Genomic DNA, 24387 nt, shown 5'->3' on the forward strand with positions numbered 1-24387 from the left:
AGCCTAATAAAAATGCCGCCCGAAGGCGGCATCTCAGTACATACGCAAACCATTGCTCTAAGGCGTAGCATAACGAGGGTCAAACCGGGTCCCGCCAAACGCATAAAGCATCACGGCGCGCGAGTACCGAAATAGCAACGGTGCCACTGCTAGCACGGCCCCCGCTACCGATACAATGTACACCCACAGCGGCGGGTCGTGTGCCAGGTAGAACAACAGAAAGCCGATGGCGAGCAGCAAACCTGTCGAAAACCCCGAGCTGATATACATGGCCCCGTAATAAAATCCGGGCTCCGGCTCATACGTCTGGCGGCACACCGGGCAGGCATCCGGCATGTCCATAAAACTGGTACTCAGTCCCGGATGTGTAAACAGAGCCCCCGTGTGGCAGCGCGGACACCTCAAATGCAGCAACGCCATCGGCGTCGAATTGATAGCCGTGAGCGGCAGCATTAGGCTCGCGCCTGTTTGGCTCTGGGGTGGGTGCGGCGGTACCAGAAGTAGCCCACGGCGCCCATCAAAATGTACGGCACGGTCATCATATACACGATTCCTTTATTGAGGCCGGCCACATCGTAGTCGTCGCGCTCCTGCCGAGCCGATTCTACCTGCGATTTACACATCACGCATTGCGCACGAACCGCCAGTGGCGCCACACTCAAGAGCACGCCCAGCAACAGAGCAAAAACGGGGGAGAAAAGGGTCTTTTTCATAAGAATGGAACACCAGAATGGCGGTAAAGTTCTTGGAAGCGAGCGGATTCGAGCTCCAACTTTTGACTCAAGTTAAGTATAATAAGGTGAAATCATGAAATAAACGATGACACCCGTGACAGACACGTACAGCCACACCGGAAACGTCCACCGCGCAATGGCTTTGTGCTTGGTGTACTGCCCGGTTAGGGCAAAATAAAGCGTGAAGAGCACCAATGCCACTGTCACCACCGCCAAGCTGATATGCGTGAGCAACAGGAAAAAATAGACCGAACGAATCAGTCCTACGCCTCCAAAGTGTGTGCTGGCCACCTGCGAATGGTAGGCCACGTACGACAGCAGAAACACGCCGCCCAGCGCGAAAGCCGTGCCCATCATGGCGCGGTGCTTTAGCACATCCTTCTGGCGAATGAAGTAAAAGCCCGCTAGCAGGCACACCGCCGTGAGCGAGTTGAGCACTGCATTCAGCGCGGGCAAAAACTTAACCTGCGCGCCAGGAATGCGGAACGTCTCGGGGAAATAATACAGCACGGCTACCAGCAGGGGCACCACCGCGCCCAAAGTGCCAAGGATGATTTTGTAGCGCGTATAATCGCCGGGTTGGAGCACCGGGGGGTGCAGTTGCTCAGTGGGGGTGCTCATAATCGTAAAGCTGCACGGTGATTTCCGTGAGTAATCGGTCTATTTCGCGGCCATCGGTACCGTCGTAGATACCGCGCACGCGGCGCTGATTGTCAATCAACAACAGCCGGCCCGCCGGGATGTTGGCCGTGTACACGGCGCCCGGCAGGCGCTTGGGGTCGGAAGTGAGGCGAAACTCCTGTTGGGTCAATCGGCACGTTTCCTCCCGCGTTCCCGTCAGGAAAAACCATTTCCCGGCAATTGTTCCATACCGCTCGGCTAAGCTCGTTAGAAGGGCATCTTCGCGTTTTCCGCCGTCCAGCACAAAGGTCACCAGCCGAACTCTTGGCTCTTTCCGGAATTTCTCCTGCACCCGTATCAAAAACCGGGCGGTAGCAGAGCTGGCAGCGTTGTCGTCGTAGAATTGCGCAACGTAGAGCCCTGTCCCCAGTTCCTCACTGCTCACTGGGCGGCCGGTAGATGCCGAAAGCTCAAACGGCGCGATTTGGTGGAAAACAGTATCGCGCCGCCACTCCCCGCCGACTTGCGTGGAATCCACGCGGTCGGGCAGGTAAGTGGGCAGCGCGTAACGGTTTTTGCCGAAGCTGAACAGGAACAGAAAAGCCAGTACCGGCAGCAGTAGCAACAGCCCCAACAACAGGGTTTGGCGGGGCCGCATCGGCTACTTGAACATATTTTGCAGGACTTCGCCGATGAACGAGCCTTCGGTAATCAATGCCACGAGCAGCCACACCAACAGCGCCACGGGCACCAGAATGGTCCAAATGAGGCCTTTGGTTTCATGCTTCAAGTGCATGAACTCGCCCACGATAAAGAAGGCCTTGAAGATGGTGAGAACAATGAAAATGCTGTTGCGCAGGGTGCTCGGGTGCATCAGGAACACAAACACGAATTCAACGGCCGTAATCAGCACCAGAATGCCGAATACGCGCCAAATCCAGCCGGTATTGGGTTTGGCGATTTCGCCGGGTGTGAGCGTATGCTCAGTAGTTGCGTGGGAAGCCATTTTTGAAGTTTTGAATGTTGAGGGTTAGGGGTTGAACGTGGGCTGAAGTTGAAACTCAGCACGCCACATTCAGCATGCAACACTCTTAATTAAACGAGGTAGAAGAAGGTGAATACGAACACCCACACCAAATCTACAAAGTGCCAATAGAGGCCGATTTTCTCAATCATTTCGTAGTGGCCACGCTTCTCAAACGTGCCGTTGGTGGTGGCGATGAAGCACCACACCAGCAGGCAGACGCCTGAGAATACGTGCGTGCCGTGGAAGCCGGTGATGAAGAAGAACAGGTCGGCGAAAAGTACCGGGCCGTACTGGTTCATGGCCAGGTTGGCGCCGAAAAGCTTGGTGCCGTCGGCCATAATGGTGGGCTCGGCGTGGCCGTGGATGAAGTGGCTCCACTCCCAAGCCTGGCTTAGCAGGAAGGTGCTGCCGAACAGGATGGTCCAGAGCAACCACTTCTGCACGTCTTTCTTATCCATGCGGTGGCCGGCTTCTACGGCCAGCACCATCGTCACGGAGCTCAAAATCAGAATCATGGTCATCAAAGCCACAAAGCCCAGGGGCACGTTGGCTTCGCCCATGCCCGGGAAGGCGTTGAAAACGTGGTCCGGAATCGGCCACCACCGCGTGCTGAACACGAAATCCTTGGCCTCGCCAGTGAATACCTCGTGCTTGTGGCGAATCATGCCATAAGTGGTGAGGAAGGCGGCAAAGGTGAAAGCATCAGACAGGAGGAAGAACCACATCATCAGCTTGCCGTAGCTCGCCTTGAAGGGTTCGTTGCCGCCATCCCAGTTTCCGGTGCGTGGAGCGTCGTGAGTAGCGGCAGCAGCGGGTGACTGCAAAGTGGTCGATTGGGCCATAGCGGACAGCGTAAACGTCGTTTTAGTGGTTCAAAAGTAAGAACAAATACAGGTACAGCCAAAGTCCGCCCAGGAAGTGCCAGTATAAGGTAGCGTTGCCAATGGAAAGCATTGCGCGCGAATGCACCTGATAATTAAGGGTCCGGCGCAGCACAACCGCCAGAAAAATTAACCCCGTTACCAAGTGAAAAGCGTGCACGCCCATCAGCACGTATACGAATGAACCGGAAGGATTGGCGTCAGCACCACCAAAGTAGGTGTTACCAGCCACCAAATCGCCGAAGGAGTGGTACTGCCCTACCAGAAAGGCCAGGCCCAGCACCAGCGTGATAATCAGGCCGATTTTGACTCGGCTGATTTCATCCTTACGTGCTGAGAAATAAGCCCATTGCATGCTGGCACTGCTCAGGGCAATGAGAATAGAATTGATGAGTAACGAAGCGGGCAGGTCAAATTCGCGCCAGTTGCCCTCGTCGCGCCGCACGATGTAGCCGCTGGTGAAGGCAGCAAACATCATCACAATACTGAAAATGAGCAGGATGAGCAGCACGCGCTTCGGGTGCCAGCCAAGGCCAACTTCCTTTTCGGATAAAAGCTCGGGTTGAGGATTCATGTGCTAGTTATTAATGAATAATTGGGCGATGTCAGTGGGTTTTCAAGCAAATTGGCTCGTTACCATCACAACAAATACCTAACAATCGACAGCTAGATTTTGTCCAGCACCAGCGCAATTTGAACGATGGGCAGGTATAAAAAAGACGCGAACATGATGCGCAGCGCCGCCTTGCGCGACTGCGTCCGCATGAGTTGCACTGTGAGCAGTAGAAACAGCACACCGCATACCACCGCCACCAATGCTGAAATCCGGCCCGAGATATTGAATTCGAGCGGCAGCAGGCTGAGCGGAATCAACAGCAACGTGTAAGTCATGATTTGGAAAGCTGTGCGGATGTCACGGTTGCCCGGCGACGGCAGCATCTTAAAGCCCGCCCGCTTGTAGTCCTCATCAGCCACCCAGGCAATGGCCCAGAAATGCGGAAACTGCCACATAAACTGAATGCCGAACAGCACCCACGCTTCCACGCCCAAATGGCCCGTAGCGGCCACCCAGCCAATCAGCGGCGGCAATCCACCTGGAATAGCCCCTACAGCCACACAGATGGGCGAAATCGTCTTAAGCGGCGTGTAAATGAAGCCGTAGAGAATAAGTGACAGCAGCGACAATACGGCTGTCAGCGGATTGAATACATAAGCCAGCAGCCCCAGTCCGGCCACACCCAATAGTACGCAAAACACCCACGCCTCGGCCGGGGAGATAATGCCCAACGGCAGCGGCCGTTTGGCCGTGCGGGTCATAAGCTTGTCGAGTTCCCGCTCGTGAATCTGATTGATGATGTTGGCGGAACCCGTCACGAGCAAACCACCCAGCAATACCAGCAGCGCCCGGCTCCAGTTGAACTCATGCGCCCCCAGCAGATACCCAATTGCGCTGGAAAACGCTACAGTGAGCGAAAGCCGGAATTTGAGCAGCTGAAAATAGGCGCGGGCCTTAACCATCAATACCTCGAAAAATGAATCAGTCGGTTTAGTCTGTAAAACAGACGAGCGCCAAACGGGCCGCAAAGTTACGCAACAACGCGCCGGGCGGCATCCGTCGGCGCAATAGTTTCCGGAACTTTTCGCGCCCGCGCCACGGCTAGCAAGGTTAGAAACTGAACACCGAACAAGACGGTGGCCAGCGTAAGGTGCACTGGCTGCACCCAAGCCGGGAAGGAAAATGAGGCGAGAATGATGCCTGCGAGAATTTCCAGTCCAATGACGGCTAGTGTAACAACTACCAGCCTGCGCAAACGCTCACGGCCCAACTGCCACAGCTCATACCCGATATAAACATTGAACAGCAGCACAACCGCCGATACCGTGCGATGAATGCTAAACGTGGTTCCCAGCTTCGATATCCACATTTCACGCCCGGCATAATTCGCTGCCGCCGAGACTATATCAATCTGCTCCCGCACTTGGGTACCAAGCACGATTTGCCAGAAGGTGAGCAACAGGGCTGCCCACAGCCATAAGTTCAAGCCTATGCTAGGTACTGGGCCCGAGTCTTCAAGCAACTGCGCTTCGGCAGTGCTATCGGTCAATTCTTGGTGTTCTTGCGTTACTCCTCGCCTTACCCACCGAGCGCGGTCCACTGCATACAATAGCAAAGCCACAATAAGCAGCGCCAAAGCCATATGCACCGTCACCATCACAGGCAGCAGGTTGGTCGACACCACTAATGAGCCCAGATATCCCTGCACGCCGGTGAGAATGAACGACGCGAAAGCAAGCCAAAAGATGGGGCGGTCGCGGCGCCAGTAAGGCAGTGCAAACACCACCGTCAGAAAGACGAAGATACCAATCAGCGCGCCGAGCAAGCGGTTGACATACTCAATCCAGGTTTTCACCGGATTGAAATCGGTTTCAACATACTGCGTAGGATGCGCGAAAATGCTGCCCGCTACCTGCGCAAAACCCAAGCGCTGCAGGGTCCGCGCCAGCTTCTGGTTCTTCGCTACTCGCTGAGTTGTATATACCTCTTTGTAGTTGGCGGGTAACTCGCTGGCTTTAGTCGGCGGCACCCAACTGCCGAAGCATTTGGGCCAATCGGGGCAGCCCATGCCGCTACCGGTGCTGCGCACGACGCCACCGACCAGAATCAACAGGTAAACGGCTACCACCGTCAGCAGCCCTACGAAACGGAATCGACGCACGACCGGGCTTATCGTCAGACTAGCCATATTTTTAGATTTGGGATTTTGCAGAAAACAAAACGGGCCGCCGGTCAGGCGGCCCGCTTCGGGACTTTATTACTTCAGCCAAACTAGTCGGCCATTTCCTGCTCGTAGGGCAGGTTCGACGACTGCGTTTGCGAGAGCGGCACGTTTTGCGGAATGAAGTCCACATCGGAGCCGGGCTTGCTGTAGTCGTATGGCCAGCGATAGACGGCGGGAATTTCGCCGGGCCAGTTGCCGTGGCCGGGCTCGATGGGCGTCGTCCATTCCAGCGTGGTCGAGTTCCAGGGGTTCTGGGTAGCACGACGGCCGCGGAAGATGCTGTAGAAGAAGTTGAAGATGAAGATGAACTGACCTAAGAAGGCAATGATGGCTGCAATCGAGATGAATTTGTTCATGTCGGCGAATTGCGAGAAGGCATCAAAGCCAGTCCAGGCGTAGTAACGACGGGGGAAGCCGGCGATACCTACGTAGTGCATCGGCATGAACACAAGGTATACTCCAGCAAACGTCAGCCAGAAGTGGATGTATCCCAGCTTCTCGTCCATCATGCGACCAAACATCTTCGGGAACCAGTGGTAAACACCGGCAAACAGACCGAAGAAGGCCGAACTACCCATTACCAAGTGGAAGTGAGCTACCACGAAGTAAGTGTTGTGCATCTGAATATCGAGGGTAGCATTGCCAAGGATAATGCCCGTTAGACCACCCGAGATGAACAGCGACACGAAGCCAATAGAAAACAGCATAGCGGCCGTGAAGCGGATATTGCCGCGCCACAGCGTGGCCAGCCAGTTGAACACCTTCACGCCCGAAGGCACAGCAATAATCAGCGTCAGGAACATGAATACCGAACCCAGGAAAGGGTTCATGCCCGTCACGAACATGTGGTGAGCCCACACCACGAACGACAGTAGCGAAATGCCAATCAGCGAACCAATCATGGCACGGTAGCCGAAGATAGGCTTACGAGCATTGGTCGAGAGAACTTCCGATACCATGCCCATCGCAGGCATAATCACAATGTATACCTCGGGGTGACCCAGGAACCAGAACAAGTGCTGGAAGAGAACTGGCGAACCGCCCTGGTTGCTCAACGCTTGACCAGCAATGTAGATATCCGACAGGAAGAACGAAGTACCAAACGAACGGTCGAACACCAGCAGCAATGCAGCCGAGAATAGTACCGGGAACGACAGAATGCCGAGGATAGCTGTCAGGAAGAAAGCCCAAATGGTGAGCGGCAGCTTGCTCATGCTCATGCCGCGGGTACGCAGGTTGATAACCGTCGTCACGTAGTTAACACCGCCCAACAACTGCGACACGATGAAGAACACCATGCTCACCAGCCAGAGCGTCATGCCCATGCCGGAACCGGGAATAGCCTGCGGCAGAGCGCTCAGCGGCGGGTAGATTGTCCAGCCGGCAGCAGCCGGGCCCGTCTCAATAAACAGCGACGAGAACATAATCACACTGGAAATAAAGAAGAACCAGTAAGACAGCATGTTCATAAAGCCGGATGCCATATCGCGGGCACCTACTTGCAGCGGAATCAGGAAGTTGGAGAACGTACCCGACAGACCGGCAGTGAGCACGAAGAATACCATAATGGTGCCGTGCATCGTCACCAGCGCCAGATAGAACTCCGGGTTGAGTTTACCAGCCTGAATCCAATGGCCGAGGAAGGGCGTTAGCCATTGCATCGACCCTTCCGGCCAGCCCAGCTGCAAACGGAACAAGCTGGACAGCGTACCGCCCAAAATGGCCCAGAACATGCCCGTAATCAGGAACTGCTTGGCAATTTGCTTGTGGTCCTGGCTGAACACGTACTTCCACAGCCAGTGCTGGTCGTGATGCTCGTGGTCGTGGTCGTCGTGCAACAGGTGGTCGCCGTGCTCAGTAGTTGGCACTGGGGCAGAGCCCACGCCGCCCGACGCTTGCACGCTGGCCGAAAAATTGGGTTTGGGTGTCAGGTCTGACATAGCAGGATACCGTTTGAGTAGTTAGTTCGAGGCGGCTAAGGGCATAGGCGCGGCCTCCACTTCGGGCTGCGCGACTACTGGATTAACCAACGTTTTGGCTTTCTGTTTTAAAGCAGCCATCACCTCAGGGTTTTTGGCAGAGAAAGACTGTTGTGCGGCATACCAGTTCTGATAATCATCTGGTTCATCAACAATCACCGTCGCTTTCATAGCGAAGTGGCTGCCGCCGCACACCTGGTTGCAGGCCAATTCATAGTTGAACTTGGGATTGCCCAACTTAGCGCGCATCTCATCAGTCGAAATCGTAGGCGTAAACCAGAAACGCGTCGGCATACCGGGCACAGCATACATCTGCACGCGGAAGTGCGGCATGTACACAGCGTGCAAAACGTCACGCGAACGAATCTTAATCAGTACCGGCACACCCTTCGGCACGTGGATTTCGTTGGTAGTAAAATCATCAAGGGCCGACTTATCGCTCAAGTCGAAACCCCATTCGTTCACGGCATCAATCATGCGGTAGTTGATTACACCAAGTTTCATGTCCCGGCCAGGATAACGCACCAGCCAGTTGAACTGCTTGCCCATTACTTCCACAACCACTGAGTTCTTCGGAGCCGGGCCGGTGATGCGAGTCCAGGCTTTCCAACCAGCGAAAATCAGCGCGGCCATTACGATTGCCGGAATCACCGTCCAGATAACTTCAATCTTGTTGTTGTGCGCGAAGAAGTAAGCCCGACGGCCTTCTTTGTGCTGGTATTTGTAAGAATAAACAAACAGCAGCGTCTGGGTGATGGCGAAAGCTACGCCAATAACCGCCATGGTCGTCCAGAACATGCGCTCCATCTGGTGGCCGTGAATAGAGGCAATGGGCGGGTTCATCTTGTTGAAGTTTTCAACAAACGAATACGCGAACCATGCGCCACCAAAGACGAGGAAAACGAGCATCAGAATAGCGTTAACGCTATTGCTCATGCCGATGTCACGAGTGAACGTGCCCGAAAAAATGGAAGTCAGAATCTGCAAGCGGAACAGCAGGCCGAACACGACCAACAGCAACACCAACACCAGCAAAATGGTCAGAGCAGTCATTGAGTTTTTTGTATTGTGTACTCAGTATTGAGGATTGAGCGCAACGCCAGCTAGGCGGTTGCGTCGCAATACTTCCTACTATAAACTTAGGTAGTATGGTGAATGCTTTCGTCCAGGAAGGGGTGGTTTACCGGAACGAGCGAGGCCGAAGCCAGACGGCGCGTGAACAGAATCAGGAAAGTGCCTAAGAAAATAGCAGCAATGCCAATCTCAATCAAGAACCCATTCTCACCGCGCAAAGTTGCCGGCATGAACATCAAATAAAAGTCGGACCAGTGGCCTACCAGAATGGCGATGCAGACGATTTTCATGATAATCATCTGGCGTTTGGCATCCCGCGTCATTAACCCGAGGAAAGGGAAAACGAAGTTGATGATGATGTTGAAGAAGAACATGCCCGTGTAGCGGCCTTCATAGCCACCAAGGCGCTGGTTGTAGTACACCGCTTCTTCAGGCAGGTTGGCATACCAAATCAGCATGAACTGCGCAAACCATACGTAGGTCCAGAAGATGCTAAAGCCGAACATCAGCTTGCCCAAATCGTGCAGGTGGTTGGAGGACAAAGCACGCAGGTAGCCAGCTTGTTTCAGGAAGATGGCCGTGAGGGCGATGGCAGCGATGCCCGACACCCACCACGAAGCGAAAACGTACCAGCCGAACATAGTGCTGAACCAGTGCGTGTCAACTGACATCACCCAGTCCCAAGCCGACATGGAGGAAGTCACGGCGTAAAGCACTAGGAAAAGAGCCGAAGCATTCACGCTCTTGTGGAACCATACCGTACCACCCAACTGGTCTTCGGCCAGTGACAACTGACGCAGTTTGTAGCTGAAAAAAGCCCAGATAGCGAGGTAAACAATCGTACGAATCAGATAGAAAGGCAGGTTGAGGAAACCGCTCTTGCCGGCGATGATGGCATCGTAACCGGGGTTCGGCTTGCCATTCACCATTTTGTCCATGATACCCTCGTGGGTCCAGTGGAAAATGTCGTGACGGCCGAGCAGGAATACGACCAGCATAATCACCGCACCGGGGATAATCCAAGCGCTTAGGGCTTCCGAGATACGCTTTACCATCACCGACCAGCCTGCGTAGGCTACGTAGTTGATGGCCATGAACACGGTACCGATGGTAGAAACGCCCAGGAAGAACACATTGCTATGCCAGAGGCTTACCAGAATACGCTTAACAAGCGTGGAGCTACCTTCCTCGTGCGCCGCAGCGGCGTGACCGCCAGCAGCATGCGCGGCAGCCGCGTGCTCTTCGGCACCCCAACCCATTACCTGAGCCAAGATACCGAGAATGAGTACCAGCACGCCGGCGGCGATGATGGCAAAGAATGTTTTACGGGCGCCATCCGTAACGACGAGCTGTTCAGCCGTGGCGCTTTCGTGGTGCGTCAGAGTTGCCATAGTGCGTTAGTTGGCGGTGCCGTTAGTTGCTTTGGTTTTGCCTTCGCCCGGGGTTGCCGCACCGGTGCCGGCCTGGGCCTGCCCTACCGGTGCTGTGTTGGCGGCGTCGCGGGTTTCAGTGGAATCGCTGGTGACAGTGCTGGTCGGGCCTTTGGCCACCAGTTTGCTTAGCGCATCGGGGCCTTCACCACGCTGCAACACCCGCACGTACATGGCGATTTTCCAACGTTCCTCAGGATTCACAATCGAGCCGTGTGGCATCATGCGGTTACGGCCCCACTGGATGACGTGGTAGATGTGGCCATCATTCATCGTCTTGTAAGCACCGGTTGAGTAGTTCGGTACGCCTTTAAATTTGGCACCAACTAGACCTTGACCATCGCCTTGCTCACCGTGACAGTGTGAGCAAATACGCGTGTACAACACTTTGCCCTCTTCCAGATTGGCTTTGGTGTAAGCATACGGATTGTGGAGCATACGCTCGGCCATGCGCACACTATCCTTTGGTATGTGGTCGAAGTAGTTCAGCTTACCGCGCGGGATGGTGCCGTTGGCAGGCGTGCGCTCGTTGATGCCAAACGAGTTGATGGTGTTGAAGCTGGTTTGGCGCAGAGGCTCGTACGGGATAGACTCGTACATCTCCGGGGCGTACTCCACGCCAGGGTCGTTTCCATCGTGGGTGCAGGCCGTCGTGGCCAGTCCCAGGGACAGCAGCAGCGCCGAAACGCGCAGGCTCAGGGTCAGCGGATGCGTCATTAGTTATTGGTCATTTCTTTTTGGTTGACTTCCGAAGCGCCGTTGTCGCGTAGCAGTTGAGTCAGCCGAGAAAACTGCGAACCGGTTTCATCCAGCTCGATGGCCATTACGAACTTGTCGTCGGTGGCACGCACATCCATTACCGGCACCTTGAAGCGCGGGTATAGACCAGTAATCGTGAAGAAGGTAAGGGCCATGCCGTGGCAAGTGAAGAACACCGTCAATTCGAAGGCAACCGGCACGAAGGCGGGCAGACCAATGTGCGGCTTGCCACCGATAATCATCGGCCAATCGAAACCCAGCATATAAATCTGCATCCACAGCGCGAACGACAAACCCGTCAGGCCAAAGAAGAAGGCGGCAATGGGCAGGCGCGAGCGTTCGATACCGAGGGCATCGTCGATGCCGTGCACCGGGTAAGGTGAAAACACGTCGTAGATTTTCACTCCCGCCGCGCGCACGTTCTCGACGGCGTGCAGCAGCACATCTTCGTCCTCGAAGATGCCGAGGGCATATTGCTTAGTCATGCTGGTTGTAGGTTACAGGTGCCGAAGCCGGTGCCCCGTGGGTGGCAGGATGGTGAGCGTGTGCAGCGTGGGCCTTGGGATTGTATGTCGGGCCGTTGTCGCCGGTGTACTTAAGGATGGTTTTCACCTCGGCCATGTTAATCACGGGGAAGAACTTGGCGAAGAGCAGGAACAGCGTGAAGAACAGACCGAGCGTACCCACGTACAGGCCGATGTCGATAATCGAGGGCGAGAACATGGCCCAGCTCGACGGCAGGTAGTCGCGGTGCAGCGAGGTCACGATGATTACGAAGCGCTCGAACCACATGCCGATGTTCACAATGATGGACAGGATGAACGTGAGCGGAATGCTGTAGCGTACGCGGCGGAACCACACCAGCTGCGGCGTAATCACGTTGCAGGTCATCATCGAAGCGTAAGCCCACCAGTACGGACCGGTAGCGCGGTTGATGAAGGCGTACTGCTCAAACTCCACCTGCGAGTACCAGGCAATGAAGAACTCCGTGATGTAAGCCACGCCTACAATGGAGCCGGTCACCATCATGATTTTGTTCATCAGCGCGATATGCTCCAGCGTGATGTAATCTTCGAGACGGAACACCACGCGGGTAATCAGCATCAGGGTAAGCACCATGGCGAAACCCGAGAAGATAGCACCAGCCACAAAGTAGGGCGGGAAGATGGTGGTGTGCCAGCCCGGTACTACCGACGTTGCAAAGTCCATCGATACAATTGTGTGTACCGAGAGTACCAGCGGAGTCGAAACACCGGCCAGAATCAGCGAAACCGTTTCGTAGCGCGACCAAGCCTTTGCCGAACCTTTCCAGCCGAAGCTCAGCATGGAGTAGCTGAACTTGGCGATGGGGCCTTTGGCGCGGTCACGAATCGAAGCGAAGTCGGGAATCAGACCGATGTACCAGAACACCAGCGACACAGTGAAGTAGGTCGAGATGGCGAACACGTCCCACAACAGGGGCGAGTTGAAGTTAGCCCAGAGCGAACCCAGCGTGTTCTGGAACGGGAAAACGTAGAATGCCAACCAAGGACGGCCCATGTGCAACACCGGGAACATGGCAGCGCAGATTACGGCGAAGATGGTCATGGCCTCAGCCGCGCGGTTGATGGAGCTGCGCCATTTCTGACGGAACAGCAGCAATACCGCCGAAATCAGGGTACCGGCGTGGCCGATACCTACCCACCACACGAAGTTGGTGATGTCCCAGGCCCAGTTCACGGTTTTGTTCAGGCCCCACTCGCCGATGCCGTACCATACAGTGCGGTATACCGAGTAGAAGAAAACGCCCAGGAAAAACAGGGCCACGCTCAGGGCGGCCATCCAGCGCAGGTTGGGCTTGGCCTCTACCTGGTAGCAGATGTCCTGCGTTACGTCGTGTAACGTCTTACCGCCAGTGACGAGCGGCTCGCGTAAGGATGATACGTGCTGCATATATGGTAAGTATTAAGCGTTTTCTTCTTTAGCAAAGAACTCCGATTCGGCGTTACGAATCTTCGTCAGGTAGGTCACGTTCGGCTGCACGTTGATGGAGTCGAGCGAGTGGAAGGCGCGCTCGCCGTCCTCGCGGCGGAGCAACTGGCTGATGCGGCTCTTGGGGTCCTTCATGTCACCGAACACGATGGCTTCGGTGGGGCACGACTGAGCGCAAGCCGTTACAATCTCACCATCCACCGGGCGGCGCTTCTGTTTCTTGGCTTCGAGTTTGCCGAGCTGGATGCGCTGCACGCAGAACGAGCATTTCTCCATCACACCACGGGCCCGTACGGTTACGTCCGGGTTCAGCACCATGCGGCCGAGGTCGGTGAACATGTGGCCGTTCACGATTTCGAACTTCTCGTTCGAGTAGTACGAGAACCAGTTGAAACGACGCACTTTATAGGGGCAGTTGTTGGCGCAGTAGCGCGTGCCGATGCAACGGTTGTAGGTCATCTGGTTGAGACCTTCCGAACTGTGCGTGGTAGCCAGTACCGGGCACACCGTTTCGCAGGGCGCGTGGTTGCACTGCTGGCACATCATCGGCTGGTGAATCACCTGCGGGTTTTCCGAAGGGTCCTCCATGGCGGCGTAGGTAGCCACCTTACCTTTGGTATCGAACGAATCTTTGTGCGTATCCGAGCTATAGTAGCGGTCGATACGCATCCAGTGCATTTCGCGGCGGTTAATCACCTGCTGCTTGCCCACCACGGCGGTGTTGTTCTCGGTCTGGCATCCAATCACGCACGAGCCGCAGCCGATGCACGAGTTGAGGTCGATGGCCATTCCCCAGTGGTGGTTGTTGTACTGGTAGTCCTGCCACAGCGAAACCTTATTCGGAGCTTCCAAGCCATCGGGCGTGGAAATCTTCTCGTACTCGGTTACTTCTTTCGGGTTTTTGATGTAGTTCGCCAGCGAATTCTCCTGTACGACCGGCTTGCGGTCCATCAGGGTCTGGTGCGTCTGGGTCTGGGCAATGGGCGAAGTGGCTTCGGTTTTAGCCAGCGTCACGGTGTTCATGTACTGAATACCGTTGGCCGTCATCGCCAGCGGCGCGGCGTTCTCCCCTACTTTATCGCCAGCCTTACCAGCGGCGGTACGGCCGTAGCCGAGCGCAATGCTCACCGTGCCGTTGGTCTGGCCGGGCTGAATCAGCACGGGCAATTCCACGCTGTAGCCGTTGGCGCTCACTTTCAGCACGTCGCCCTGCTCCCACTTCTGCTCGATAGCCATCTTACGCGGTACAGCCACGTAGTTGCCCCAAGTAGCTTTCGAAATTGGGTCGGGCAGTTCCTGCAGGAAGGGGTTGTTGGCTTCGCTACCATTTGCGCTCAAACCTACTTTCTCGTACAGCGCCAGTTCGATACCGGTCGGCTTGGCAGCACCGCTGATTTGAGCGGCGGCGGCAGCCGGGCTCAAAGCGGCCGTAGCGGGAGCCTGAGCGGCGGGCAGCGCGGTGCCCATCATTACGCCATCGTGCACGGCCTTATCCCAGGCGGCGTCCGTCGGGGTGATGCCGCGCCAGTTGGCCCGCAGGTATTTGTAGTAAGTCGTGTTGTTGCCAGCCCATTTCAGCAAGCTCTCCTGCGCCTGGCGCGTAGTGAAGAGCGGCGTGATAACCGGTTGGGCCAAGCTGAGGTAGCCGGCTTTAGGCTCAAAGTCGTTCCACGATTCCAACCAGTGGTTGTCGGGAGCAGCATATTGGCAGAGGCTGCCGGTTTCGTCCAGACGGTCATTGAGCGAAATGGTCAGCGGCACTTTGGCAATGCCCGACTTCACTTTCGTGCCCAGCGGGTGGTTGAACACCGGGTTCGCGTTGTAGAAAATCACGGCGCCAACGGTGCCGTTGTTCATATCGTTTACCAGCGCAGCCATACGGGCGTCGTCGCCCTGGCGCAGGTTGCTGGCGGCGGCACCGATGGTAGTGCCCGCGTTGCCCAGCGTTTGGTTGATAGCGGTAACCAGCGTCTGCACGGCCGGGTCGTTCGAGCCCGACACCACAAGACCAGTGCTGCCGGCAGCTTTCAGCTCAGCGGCAGCCATGCCTACTTTGGTTTTCGTGTCGCCGCCGCCGTTTACCACAGCGTTATACAGCGCCAGTGCGGTAGCTCCCATCTCCGAAGGCTTCACCGGCACGCGCACATCGGCGTTGGAGCCGGTGAGCGACATGGTAGTTTCGAACTGGAAGTGGCGCGACATCGTGCGCTTGGCTGAGCTTACCTTACGGTTCACCACGTATTGCTTGGCGTACTCAACCGGCGAAATCCAGGTACCAAGGAAGTCGGCGCCGAGGCTTACGATGACGGTGGCTTTGCTGAAGTCGTAGCCGGGCACTACACCGCCGTTGGCCTGCAGCAGGCCGCTGGCCGACTGCGCGTCATACATCACGTGCGTGGTGTTGGGGTAGCGGCTGGCGAATTCGGCAATGGCCTTCTTCGTGCTGGGGCTGATGATGGTGGGCGACACGATGGCAATGCGGCCCGTGGTGCCCGCCAGTTTCGTGCGGATTTCCTGGTCAACCTGCTTCACCTCGGCCTTCTGGCCTTTAATGGCAAAATGCTGCAGGCGGCCACCGTCATAAAGGCTCAGCACGGCGGCCTGGCCGCGGGCCGACAAGCCGCCTTTGGTGATGGGCGACTCGGGGTTGCCTTCCAGCTTAATCGGCCGGCCTTCGCGGGACTTTACCAATACGGCGTTGTAGTCCGAGCCGGTGAAGTAGGTGGAAGCGTAGAAGTTGGAAATGAGCGGGTCAATTTCCTCGGGCTTGTTCAGATACGGAATGGCCTTAATAACCGGCGTTTCGCACGAAGCAAGCACGGCGGCGCCTACGCCGAAGCCCATGAGTTTGAGGAAGTCGCGGCGGGGAGCCGAGGTATCGTCCTTGCTCTCATGGCTTTCCTTCACCGGCATGAATTCGGCAAAAGCCGATTTCATAAATTCCGGAGCGCTTTCCAGTTCCTCAATTCCTTTCCAGTACTTCATTTGAAATGGTAATCAGTAGTCGGTATTGGGTAGTCAGTAGTCAAATAATCAGTAGTCTCAATACTGACTACCCAGTACTGTCTACTACAATCAGTTTTAGCTTAGTAGTGGCACTTCGAGCACTCGGTACCGCCGTTCGACGACACGGTGAAAGGAGCACCAGCATTTTTGCTGTCGTGCAGTTTCACGAGGTTGTCGTAGTACTTGTTGTCCTTCGAGTTGATGGGCATCTCGCGGTGGCAGTTGATGCACCAGCCCATGGTGAGGGCCGAATACTGGTACACCACTTCCATGTTCTGGATGGGGCCGTGGCAGGTCTGGCACTGGAGGCCGGCCACCTGCGTGTGCTGCGAGTGGTTGAAGTAAGCCAGGTCAGGCAGGTTGTGGATGCGCACCCACTGGATGGGCTGCTTGCGCTCGATGGCCCGGTAGATTTTCTTGATTTCGGGCGACTCCGTTTTAATCTGCGAGTGGCAGTTCATACAGATATTGGCCGATGGAATGTTGGCCGACTTGCTCTTGTACACCGAGGTGTGGCAGTAGGCGCAGTTAATCTGGTGTTCGCCGGCGTGCAGCTTGTGCGAGAAAGCAATAGGCTGGGTGGGCTGGTAGCCCTGGGTCAAACCCACGGCCATCACGCTTTGCACGCCTTCATAAAGTAAAACCAGCGCGAAAACGACACCTACAATGCCACGCAGCACGGGCGAGCGGTAAAACTTGCCCCAGTCGAAGCGCTGCTCCAAAATCTCCACGTCGCGGCCGTCGAGGTCCTTGCGTCCGCGCAGCACATCCTTCATCAGATTGCCAATGATAACGAGCGTCACCACCAGCACAATCAGCACGACTACGAGGACAATTAACAGAATATCAACGTATTTGCCTGCGCCAGCTTCGTCAGCGCCACCAGCAGTTGTTGGCTGGTTTTCAGCCGTAGGGCCTGCTTTAGCCTGTTGGCTACCTTTGCCTTCCTCCGAAGTCACATAGGCAACAATGGATGTGATTTCCTTGTCCGACAGTGCGAACGAGGGCATCTGCTGCTTGTTGAACTTGTTGAAAAGAGCTACCGCATAGTCGTCGCCGCTGGCTACCACTTTGCTGGAGTTTTTTACCCAAGGCAAAATCCAGGAGATGGGGCGGCGCTTGGTGATGCCAGCGAGGGCCGGTCCTACCACTTGCTCGTTCACGGCGTGGCACTGGGCACAATTGCCTTTAAACAGAGCATCGCCGGCGGCTACAGCGGCGGCATCACCGCCACCGGCGGCGGGGGCAGCAGCCGTAGCGGGGGTAGCGGCAGCGGCACCGCCGGGGGCTACCCCTTCTTTTTTCACGTCGGCGGCAGCTTGGGCCGAAGCCTGCTGGATGCCGGCAAACGTGAGCACAAATGCCAGCAACAGATGAGGTAAGGAACGGAGACGAATGCTATTCATACGAAAATAGACGGTAAAACGAAACGCTAGGGGCATTTCAAGGCCACAAATGTAGGTCAGGAATCGTAGGCGGCAAAAAGCGAAATACAATTTCTGGGCAGTCCGGAGCGTTCCTATTGGCTCATTTATATGCTTGGCTCCTACGCTAGCCCAATATTGCTGGCCGGAGCATACCAGAGCTTAGGTCAAGCTTACCTGCTCATTTAGAGGCTACCATTGGCCGGTTAATCCACTATTGAGCAACCCCTCCTCCAAGGTTTTTGTTGGGTATTGGCAATAAAAATTGGCCCTTCTATTTACCTGAATCTGGTCAAGGAATTTGTGACTCCCGTCGGATAAGCTTGGGAGCGCCGGAGGGACAAGGCCGAGGGATTATTTATGGGGAGTGGCACTGACCATACCTTATAATAAGGATATCCACGACACAGGCTTGGCAATGTGCCGGTAAGTCAGTACCTTTGCACCCCAATTAATTTTTTCACCCCCACATTCACCACCATCGTAATGGAAGTTAGAAATTACGAGACGGTCTTCATTGTGACTCCCGTTCTGAACGAGAGCCAAGTGCAAGAAACGGTCGAGAAGTTCACCCAGGTGCTTAAGGAAAATAGCGCCGCCCTTTTGTCCACCGAAGCCTGGGGCCTGCGCAAGCTGGCTTACCCGATTCAAAAGAAAAGCACCGGCTACTACTTCTGCCTGAGCTACACTGGCGAAGGCAACATCGTGGACGTGCTTGAGCTGGCGTTCCGCCGCGACGAGCGTGTTATCCGCTTCCTCACGACCGTGCTCGATAAGCACGCCGTGGAATACAACAACCGCCGCCGCAACGGCGAAATGAACCAGCAGAAGGCTGCCAAGGAAACCGAAGCCGTAGCCCAATAATTTAGCAACGACATGGCATCTCCCGCATTCAACCGCAACAACGACCGGTCGGCTATGAACAAGCCGCAGGATACCCGTAAGAAATACTGCCGCTTCAAGAAGAACGGCATTAAGTACGTGGACTACAAAGACCCGAACTTCCTGCTGAAGTTTGTGAACGAGCAAGGCCGCGTGCTGCCCCGCCGCCTCACCGGCACCAGCCTGAAATTCCAGCGCAAAGTGACCCAGGCCATCGCAAAGGCCCGCCACCTCGCCCTGATGCCGTACGTAGCCGACGCTCTGAAATAGACCTTAGACCTGAGAACTCAGAATGGAGAATCATCGGCTGCAATTGCTGCTTTTGACTCTAAGCTCCAGGTTCTCAAATCTTAATCAAGACAATGGAAATTATCCTCAAAGACGACGTTAAGGGCCTCGGGTACAAGAACGACACCGTAACCGTGAAATCGGGCTACGGCCGCAACTACCTGCTGCCGCAGGGTCTGGCTATTCTGGCTGACAAGACCAACAAGAAAATCACGGCCGAGAACGTGCGTCAAGCCGCTCACAAAGCCGACAAAATCCAGGGCGACGCCCAGGCCATTGCCGACCAAATCGGCGACACGGTACTGGAAATCCCCGCCAAGGTGGGCGAAAGCGGCAAAATCTTCGGCCGCGTAACAACCCTGCAATTGGCCGACGCGCTGAAAGCGAAAGGTGTGGATGTAGACCGCAAGCGTCTGTCGTTCGACCAGGAGCCTTCGGCTGCTGGCGACTACACCGCCACCGCTAACCTGCACAAGGAAGTGAAGCACACGGTGAAATTCCGCGTGGTAGCTGAGTAGTTTCGGCTGCGCAACTCGTATGAAAAAGCCCTGCCTGCTGGCAGGGCTTTTTTTATTCCGGCCACCGGCGCTTTCCCGGCCGGCGGGCTATTTTTGCTGTAATGTTTAGAACTGAACTTTCTATTGCTCCAGCCACGGACCAGCTTTCGCGCACGGCGCGGGTCCTGACCATGGGTTCCTGCTTTGCCGACAGCATCGGCTCGCGCCTGCTGGCCAACAAGGTGGATGCCTTGGTGAACCCGTTTGGCACCGTGTTTCAGCCCCTAGCGCTGGCGCAGCTTTTGCGCGCCGCGGCAGGCGAGGACGTGGACTGGCAGCGGCACCTAGTGGAGGCCCGCGGCCGCTGGCAGAGCTACGACCTGCACGGCAGCATCGGGGCCGACTCGCCGGTGGAGTTGTTGCAGCACATTCAGGAGTTGGTGCGCCGCACCGGCGAGTTTGTGCGGCAGGCCGACGTGGTGTTGCTGACGCTGGGCACCGCCTGGGCCTACCGCCTGCGCGAAACCGGCCAGCTGGTGAACAACTGCCACAAGCAGTCAGCCGACCTGTTTGTGCGCGAGCTGCTGACGCCGGATGAAATCATCAATGCGCTTGCTGAAACGCATGCTTACCTGCGCCGCATCAATCCGAAGCTGCGCTTTGTGCTGACGGTGAGTCCGGTCCGGCATTTGAAGGAAACGCTGCAGCTGAATACGGTGAGCAAGTCGGTGCTGCGGGTGGCCACGCACATTGTGAGTGATTTGCTGCCGGGCGTGGCTTATTTCCCAGCTTACGAGCTGCTGGTGGATGACTTGCGCGACTACCGTTTTTATGCGGCCGACATGCTACATCCGTCGGAAGTAGCCGAGGATTACATCTGGGAGAAGTTTGCGCGGGCGTATTTCGACGCTGATTTTGGTCGGTTCCGCAAGGAATGGGCTTCGGTGCGGCAGTCGCTGGGGCACCGGCCGCTGCACGCGGGGGCACCGGAGCATCGGCAGTTTCTGGAAAGCACGCTGCAGAAGCTGGAGCAGATGAGTTTGCGCCGCGTGGAGGTGAGCGACGAGTTGCGGACGGTTCGCACGCAGTTGGCGGCGCTGCCGGCGCCGCGTCAGCCAGAGCCTGTAGCAGAAATTGAGGATGGCGAAGAGCGGATTGATATTGGTGAGGGCTCGGTGGTTTCGACTGTGGACCGTTCTGATGCTACTACCGCCGAAGTAGCCCAAGCTGCTGAGGCTGCATTGGCGGCTGCCACGGCTAAGCCCGCAGAGGCGGAAAGCCGTCCGCCGCGTTTGTCGCCGGAAGAGTTTCGGGCGCAACGGGCGGAACGTGGCGGACGGCCGGAGCGGGGCCGACGCGATGGGCGCGGCAAAAACCGTCAGGCACAACCGAGCGAAAATGAGCAATTCCAGCTTTCTGCCGCTGCTGATGAGGTAACGGAGGTATTGCCAATCATGCCGGATGCGCGGGCGGAGTCAGTGGCCTCTCTTGAAGCAGAGCTGACGGAACTGAGTGCCGGTGCAACTGATGCGGCGGCTGGTATGGACGCAACCGCCGGTTCAGAGCAAGCCAAGAAAAAGAAGCGCCGTTCACGAGGCGGAGCGAAGCGTACGGCCCGGAAACACGCCTTGCGCCTCGCAGCTGAACAGGGTCTGATGCCGGAAGGAAGTGAGGCAACTGATGATTCGACCGAGCCTAATAGCCCGGCTGAAGCTGCGGCTATCCAATCAACGCAGCCGCCGGAGCGTCAAAAGTCGAGCGTTATCGTAAAATCTGTGCCAGTGAAGCGGGGTGGGCGCCGCGACGCCCCCGGGCGTGTGCCCCGGGTCCCCCTGTTTGCTGCTGCCGCCGAGCCGGATGCCGTAACTCCGGTAACTGGCGATGCAGAACTGGCGCCGCCGGCCCTGTCAGTAGCTCCGGTTGAACTGCCAGAAGTGTTGAATTCTGATGTTACCTCAGAATCAGTACCCGGCGGGTCGAAATCGCGCAATAGCCGCAACCGGAAAAAGAAAAGTGCGGCCAGAGCGAATGCGGTTTCATCAGAGCCTGTTGAGGCAAACGCAACAGCTGATGCTGGTGCAGAAGCTGTTCCGCAAATCAGTCCGGTTATTGGCACTGCAGAGCAGCTTTCGGGGGTCTCAGCAGCTACTACTGAGGCCGAAACCAATGACCGTGGTCAGGAAGCGGCCGCAACGCCTGTTTCTGCAACCATAGAAGCTGCGGCCGCCGTGACTGCGCCTGTACCAGCCGCGCCCGCCTCCCGCTCGCCGCGCCGGTCCAAGGGCCGCGCCGTCAGCGGCGCGCGGTCGGAAAAGCCGGAATTTGATACGCCGGTAGTGCCCGTGCAAGATGCGTCGCAGCTGCGGACGCAGGTGGCGGCAGGCCGGTTGACGGGCTCTTCCGCTTCCTTGGTTGAGCCGACGGCTCCGCTGAAAAAGCCTGCTGCATCTAAGAAGGCCTCAACAGCTAAAGCAGCGCCAAAAGTGGCTGCAGCAGAGCCAGAAGCGCCAAAAGCCAACACGCCAGAAACAGAAACGCCGAAAGCGAGTGTGGCCAAAAAGCCTGCATCATCGAAGCCCAAAGCTAAGTCGGTTCCGGCTGCGGCTCCTGTATCGGAGGTGCTGGCAGCAACACTGGAAATAGTGCCTTCGGCGCCAGTTGTGCCCGCAATCAGTCCCAAGCCTAAGCCATCTGCAAAAGCGAAAGCCACTGCTGATAAAGCTGCGCCCAAAGCCGCTTCTAAAGCTGCCGCATCCAAAGTGGCCCCGAAAGTAGCTGCAAAGCCTAAGACGACAACGGCCAAAGCCGCCGCGTCGACACCGGCCGCCAAGCCCAAGCCGCCCAAGAAGCCCGCGAAACCGGCCTAATAAATTTCAAACCCGGCCTTTTCGCCGGGTTTGTTGTTTGAGTACCTCCCCTACCCTTCCCGCTATGGCCCACGCTTCGCCTTCCGCCAATCGCCTCGCCCAGGAAACCAGCCCTTACCTGCAACAGCACGCCTACAACCCCGTGGACTGGTATCCGTGGGGCCCTGGGGCGCTGAACCGGGCCAAAGCCGAGCAAAAGCCCATTCTGGTGAGTATTGGCTACGCGGCCTGCCACTGGTGCCACGTGATGGAGCGCGAGTCGTTCGAGAATACAGCCGTGGCTGAGGTGATGAACCAGCATTTCATCTGCATCAAGGTGGACCGCGAGGAGCGGCCTGATGTGGACCAGGTGTACATGGAGGCCGTGCACGCTATGGGCCTGCAGGGCGGCTGGCCGCTAAATGTGTTTCTGACCTCCGAAGCCAAGCCGTTTTATGGCGGCACCTACTTCCCGAAAGGCAACTGGATGAAGCTGCTGGCCAATATCGGCGAAGCTTACGCCGGTGAGCACCGCGCCGAGCTGGAACAGTCAGCTGAGCGGTTTATGGACGTTATCGGCGCCAGTGAACTTAGGAAATACGGCGCGCAGAACCGCAGCGCGGCGCAGGAAGCCGACTATTCGGCATTGCAAGCCATTGGCGTGGCGCCCGAAACCGGGCCGGCCGGCGTTTCGGAAGATGAGTTTCAGCTGCTGGTGTACAACCTCAGCACGCAGTTCGACCGGGAGCGCGGCGGCCTGAACCGGGCGCCCAAGTTTCCGATGCCTAGCATCTGGCGGTTTTTGCTTCGCGCTTACGCCATCAGCGGCAGCCAGGCGGTGCTCGACCAGGCCGTGCTGACTTTGCGCGAGATGGCTTGGGGCGGCATTTACGACCAGGCGCACGGCGGTTTCGCCCGCTATTCGGTAGACGCGGAGTGGCTAGCGCCGCACTTTGAGAAGATGCTGTACGACAACGGCCAGCTAGTGAGCTTGTACAGCGAGGCCTTTCAACTCACGCAGGACGAGCTGTTTCGGGAAACGGTGTATGACACCATCGAATTCATCCGACTGGAACTGACCAATGACGAGGGCGGCTTCTATTCCTCGCTCGATGCCGACAGCGAGGGCGAAGAGGGCAAGTTTTATGTCTTCACCAAAGACGAGCTGCGCGAGATACTGGGCGAGGAGGAGCCGCTGTTTTCCGACTACTACAACTGCACGGCGCTGGGCAACTGGGAGCACGGCCGTAACATCCTGCACCGCCGCCAGTCCGAAGCCGACTTTGCCGCCGCGCACCAGCTCACGCCCGGCATCGTGCCCGAGCTGGTGGCCGGCTGGAGGCAAAAAATCATGGCCGTGCGCGCTACCCGCGTGCGCCCCGGCCTCGACGACAAAGTGCTAACCAGCTGGAACGCCCTCATGCTACAAGGCCTGACGGACGCCTACCGTGCCTTCGGCGAACCAGAGTTTCTGGTAATGGCCGAGCACAACGCCCGCTTCATCGAAGCCAACCTGCGCAACGGCGCGGGCCTGTTCCGAACCTGCAAAAACGGCCGGGCCAGCATCAGCGGCTTCCTCGAAGACTACGCGCTGGTTATTCAGGCCTACATCAGTCTCTACGAAGTGAGCTTTGTGGAAAGCTGGCTTCGCGAAGCCCAGACGCTGACAGAATACGTGCTGGCCAATTTCTTCGACCCTACCGAAACCCTGTTTTTCTACACTGACAGCCAGGCCGAAGCCCTCATTGCCCGCAAAAAGGAATTGTTCGACAACGTCATTCCCGGCTCCAACTCGGTGATGGCGCACAACCTGCGCCGGCTGGGCCGCCACCTCGAAAACTCACGCTACACCACTTTAGCCGCCGATATGCTGGCCCAGGTGCGGCACCTCGTGGTGAAGGACGCCCAGCACCTCGCCAACTGGGCGTCGCTCTACGCCGCCCTGCTGCGGCCGGGGGCTGAAATATCCATCGTCGGCCCGGAGGCGGAAGAATTCCGCGAAGAACTTAGCCGGCATTTCTTGTTTGATACCATATTGGCCGGCACTGAGCAAGCCTCGAAATTGCCGTTGCTGCAGTTGCTGAAAACAGCCAACAACGGCCAGACTGCCATTCATGTGTGCCGCAATCAGGCCTGTTTAGCGCCCGTATATAGCGTTTCTGATGCGCTGAAAGCCTTGTAGCGGCCG

At 56.8% G+C, this 24387-nt stretch carries 22 protein-coding genes; 5 read left to right on the forward strand and 17 right to left on the reverse strand.

Features of this window, described 5'->3' with window-relative positions:
• Positions 1–57: 57 nt before the first annotated feature.
• The 17 genes from Q4S41_RS14065 to Q4S41_RS14145 form a co-directional block, all read right to left on the reverse strand.
• A complete protein-coding gene (locus tag Q4S41_RS14065; RefSeq protein ID WP_305031761.1) occupies positions 58–342 on the reverse strand; it encodes a DUF983 domain-containing protein in 285 nt (94 codons plus the stop codon).
• 110 nt (positions 343–452) lie between these two features.
• Positions 453–713: a hypothetical protein gene (locus Q4S41_RS14070; RefSeq protein ID WP_305031762.1), complete on the reverse strand. Its 261-nt coding sequence runs from the start codon at positions 711–713 to the stop codon at positions 453–455.
• A 72-nt stretch (positions 714–785) separates the two neighbouring features.
• Positions 786–1355, reverse strand: a complete 570-nt coding sequence (locus tag Q4S41_RS14075) for a DUF420 domain-containing protein (RefSeq protein ID WP_305031763.1) — start codon at positions 1353–1355, stop codon at positions 786–788.
• Positions 1339–2013, reverse strand: a complete 675-nt coding sequence (locus Q4S41_RS14080; protein WP_305031764.1) for a hypothetical protein — start codon at positions 2011–2013, stop codon at positions 1339–1341. The genes Q4S41_RS14075 and Q4S41_RS14080 overlap by 17 nt, the downstream gene beginning before the upstream one ends.
• Before the next feature lie 3 nt (positions 2014–2016).
• Positions 2017–2361 (reverse strand): cytochrome C oxidase subunit IV family protein, encoded by a 345-nt coding sequence (locus tag Q4S41_RS14085; protein WP_305031765.1) that lies wholly within the window; start codon positions 2359–2361, stop codon positions 2017–2019.
• Between the two features lie 89 nt (positions 2362–2450).
• Entirely contained in the window at positions 2451–3224 is a 774-nt protein-coding gene (locus Q4S41_RS14090) for a cytochrome c oxidase subunit 3 (RefSeq protein ID WP_305031766.1), read from the reverse strand.
• A gap of 22 nt (positions 3225–3246) precedes the next feature.
• Positions 3247–3774 carry a cytochrome c oxidase subunit 3 gene (locus Q4S41_RS14095; protein ID WP_369811302.1) on the reverse strand — a complete coding sequence of 176 codons (528 nt, stop codon included), beginning with the start codon at positions 3772–3774 and terminating at the stop codon, positions 3247–3249.
• A gap of 155 nt (positions 3775–3929) precedes the next feature.
• Positions 3930–4781: a heme o synthase gene (gene cyoE / locus Q4S41_RS14100; protein WP_305031768.1), complete on the reverse strand. Its 852-nt coding sequence runs from the start codon at positions 4779–4781 to the stop codon at positions 3930–3932.
• A 68-nt stretch (positions 4782–4849) separates the two neighbouring features.
• Positions 4850–6007, reverse strand: coding sequence for a COX15/CtaA family protein (locus Q4S41_RS14105; RefSeq protein ID WP_305031769.1), 1158 nt, complete (start codon positions 6005–6007; stop codon positions 4850–4852).
• An 83-nt stretch (positions 6008–6090) separates the two neighbouring features.
• Entirely contained in the window at positions 6091–7983 is a 1893-nt protein-coding gene (locus Q4S41_RS14110; RefSeq protein ID WP_305011761.1) for a cytochrome c oxidase subunit I, read from the reverse strand.
• 21 nt (positions 7984–8004) lie between these two features.
• Positions 8005–9075 (reverse strand): cytochrome c oxidase subunit II, encoded by a 1071-nt coding sequence (locus Q4S41_RS14115; RefSeq protein WP_305031770.1) that lies wholly within the window; start codon positions 9073–9075, stop codon positions 8005–8007.
• An 86-nt stretch (positions 9076–9161) separates the two neighbouring features.
• Positions 9162–10487, reverse strand: a complete 1326-nt coding sequence (locus Q4S41_RS14120; protein WP_305031771.1) for a quinol:cytochrome C oxidoreductase — start codon at positions 10485–10487, stop codon at positions 9162–9164.
• 6 nt (positions 10488–10493) lie between these two features.
• The gene (locus Q4S41_RS14125) at positions 10494–11243 is read right to left on the reverse strand and encodes a c-type cytochrome (RefSeq protein WP_305031772.1); all 750 of its coding nucleotides are present in this window, start codon (positions 11241–11243) and stop codon (positions 10494–10496) included.
• Positions 11243–11770 carry a DUF3341 domain-containing protein gene (locus Q4S41_RS14130; protein WP_305031773.1) on the reverse strand — a complete coding sequence of 176 codons (528 nt, stop codon included), beginning with the start codon at positions 11768–11770 and terminating at the stop codon, positions 11243–11245. Before Q4S41_RS14130 ends, Q4S41_RS14125 begins: the two co-directional genes overlap by 1 nt.
• Positions 11763–13217, reverse strand: coding sequence for an NrfD/PsrC family molybdoenzyme membrane anchor subunit (gene nrfD, locus Q4S41_RS14135; RefSeq protein WP_305011756.1), 1455 nt, complete (start codon positions 13215–13217; stop codon positions 11763–11765). Before nrfD ends, Q4S41_RS14130 begins: the two co-directional genes overlap by 8 nt.
• Positions 13218–13229: 12 nt before the next feature.
• Positions 13230–16241, reverse strand: coding sequence for a TAT-variant-translocated molybdopterin oxidoreductase (locus Q4S41_RS14140; protein WP_305031774.1), 3012 nt, complete (start codon positions 16239–16241; stop codon positions 13230–13232).
• 101 nt (positions 16242–16342) lie between these two features.
• Positions 16343–17668 (reverse strand): cytochrome c3 family protein, encoded by a 1326-nt coding sequence (locus Q4S41_RS14145; RefSeq protein ID WP_305031775.1) that lies wholly within the window; start codon positions 17666–17668, stop codon positions 16343–16345.
• A gap of 504 nt (positions 17669–18172) precedes the next feature.
• On the opposite strand from Q4S41_RS14145, the gene rpsF reads away from it, so the two are divergent.
• From rpsF to Q4S41_RS14170, 5 genes are all read left to right on the forward strand, one after another.
• A complete protein-coding gene (gene rpsF / locus Q4S41_RS14150) occupies positions 18173–18550 on the forward strand; it encodes a 30S ribosomal protein S6 (RefSeq protein ID WP_305011753.1) in 378 nt (125 codons plus the stop codon).
• 54 nt (positions 18551–18604) lie between these two features.
• Positions 18605–18838 carry a 30S ribosomal protein S18 gene (gene rpsR / locus Q4S41_RS14155; protein WP_035561439.1) on the forward strand — a complete coding sequence of 78 codons (234 nt, stop codon included), beginning with the start codon at positions 18605–18607 and terminating at the stop codon, positions 18836–18838.
• Positions 18839–18930: 92 nt separating this feature from the next.
• On the forward strand, positions 18931–19374 hold the full coding sequence (gene rplI, locus Q4S41_RS14160; protein ID WP_305011752.1) for a 50S ribosomal protein L9: 444 nt from the start codon (positions 18931–18933) through the stop codon (positions 19372–19374).
• 170 nt (positions 19375–19544) lie between these two features.
• A complete protein-coding gene (locus Q4S41_RS14165; protein ID WP_305032006.1) occupies positions 19545–22220 on the forward strand; it encodes a GSCFA domain-containing protein in 2676 nt (891 codons plus the stop codon).
• 64 nt (positions 22221–22284) lie between these two features.
• Positions 22285–24381 (forward strand): thioredoxin domain-containing protein, encoded by a 2097-nt coding sequence (locus Q4S41_RS14170; RefSeq protein WP_305031776.1) that lies wholly within the window; start codon positions 22285–22287, stop codon positions 24379–24381.
• The last annotated feature ends 6 nt before the right edge of the window (positions 24382–24387 follow it).

The organism is Hymenobacter convexus, assembly GCF_030580955.1.
GTDB lineage: Bacteria > Bacteroidota > Bacteroidia > Cytophagales > Hymenobacteraceae > Hymenobacter.

What these genes read in the sequence shown, in the direction of transcription:
- Q4S41_RS14065 (WP_305031761.1), bottom strand. Translation starts at nt 342, where the DNA reads ATGGACATGCCGGATGCCTGCCCGGTGTGCCGCCAGACGTATGAGCCG.
- Q4S41_RS14070 (WP_305031762.1), bottom strand. Translation starts at nt 713, where the DNA reads ATGAAAAAGACCCTTTTCTCCCCCGTTTTTGCTCTGTTGCTGGGCGTG.
- Q4S41_RS14075 (WP_305031763.1), bottom strand. Translation starts at nt 1,355, where the DNA reads ATGAGCACCCCCACTGAGCAACTGCACCCCCCGGTGCTCCAACCCGGC.
- Q4S41_RS14080 (WP_305031764.1), bottom strand. Translation starts at nt 2,013, where the DNA reads ATGCGGCCCCGCCAAACCCTGTTGTTGGGGCTGTTGCTACTGCTGCCG.
- Q4S41_RS14085 (WP_305031765.1), bottom strand. Translation starts at nt 2,361, where the DNA reads ATGGCTTCCCACGCAACTACTGAGCATACGCTCACACCCGGCGAAATC.
- Q4S41_RS14090 (WP_305031766.1), bottom strand. Translation starts at nt 3,224, where the DNA reads ATGGCCCAATCGACCACTTTGCAGTCACCCGCTGCTGCCGCTACTCAC.
- cyoE (WP_305031768.1), bottom strand. Translation starts at nt 4,781, where the DNA reads ATGGTTAAGGCCCGCGCCTATTTTCAGCTGCTCAAATTCCGGCTTTCG.
- Q4S41_RS14105 (WP_305031769.1), bottom strand. Translation starts at nt 6,007, where the DNA reads ATGGCTAGTCTGACGATAAGCCCGGTCGTGCGTCGATTCCGTTTCGTA.
- Q4S41_RS14110 (WP_305011761.1), bottom strand. Translation starts at nt 7,983, where the DNA reads ATGTCAGACCTGACACCCAAACCCAATTTTTCGGCCAGCGTGCAAGCG.
- Q4S41_RS14115 (WP_305031770.1), bottom strand. Translation starts at nt 9,075, where the DNA reads ATGACTGCTCTGACCATTTTGCTGGTGTTGGTGTTGCTGTTGGTCGTG.
- Q4S41_RS14120 (WP_305031771.1), bottom strand. Translation starts at nt 10,487, where the DNA reads ATGGCAACTCTGACGCACCACGAAAGCGCCACGGCTGAACAGCTCGTC.
- Q4S41_RS14125 (WP_305031772.1), bottom strand. Translation starts at nt 11,243, where the DNA reads ATGACGCATCCGCTGACCCTGAGCCTGCGCGTTTCGGCGCTGCTGCTG.
- Q4S41_RS14130 (WP_305031773.1), bottom strand. Translation starts at nt 11,770, where the DNA reads ATGACTAAGCAATATGCCCTCGGCATCTTCGAGGACGAAGATGTGCTG.
- nrfD (WP_305011756.1), bottom strand. Translation starts at nt 13,217, where the DNA reads ATGCAGCACGTATCATCCTTACGCGAGCCGCTCGTCACTGGCGGTAAG.
- Q4S41_RS14140 (WP_305031774.1), bottom strand. Translation starts at nt 16,241, where the DNA reads ATGAAGTACTGGAAAGGAATTGAGGAACTGGAAAGCGCTCCGGAATTT.
- Q4S41_RS14145 (WP_305031775.1), bottom strand. Translation starts at nt 17,668, where the DNA reads ATGAATAGCATTCGTCTCCGTTCCTTACCTCATCTGTTGCTGGCATTT.
- rpsF (WP_305011753.1), top strand. Translation starts at nt 18,173, where the DNA reads ATGGAAGTTAGAAATTACGAGACGGTCTTCATTGTGACTCCCGTTCTG.
- rpsR (WP_035561439.1), top strand. Translation starts at nt 18,605, where the DNA reads ATGAACAAGCCGCAGGATACCCGTAAGAAATACTGCCGCTTCAAGAAG.
- rplI (WP_305011752.1), top strand. Translation starts at nt 18,931, where the DNA reads ATGGAAATTATCCTCAAAGACGACGTTAAGGGCCTCGGGTACAAGAAC.
- Q4S41_RS14165 (WP_305032006.1), top strand. Translation starts at nt 19,545, where the DNA reads ATGGGTTCCTGCTTTGCCGACAGCATCGGCTCGCGCCTGCTGGCCAAC.
- Q4S41_RS14170 (WP_305031776.1), top strand. Translation starts at nt 22,285, where the DNA reads ATGGCCCACGCTTCGCCTTCCGCCAATCGCCTCGCCCAGGAAACCAGC.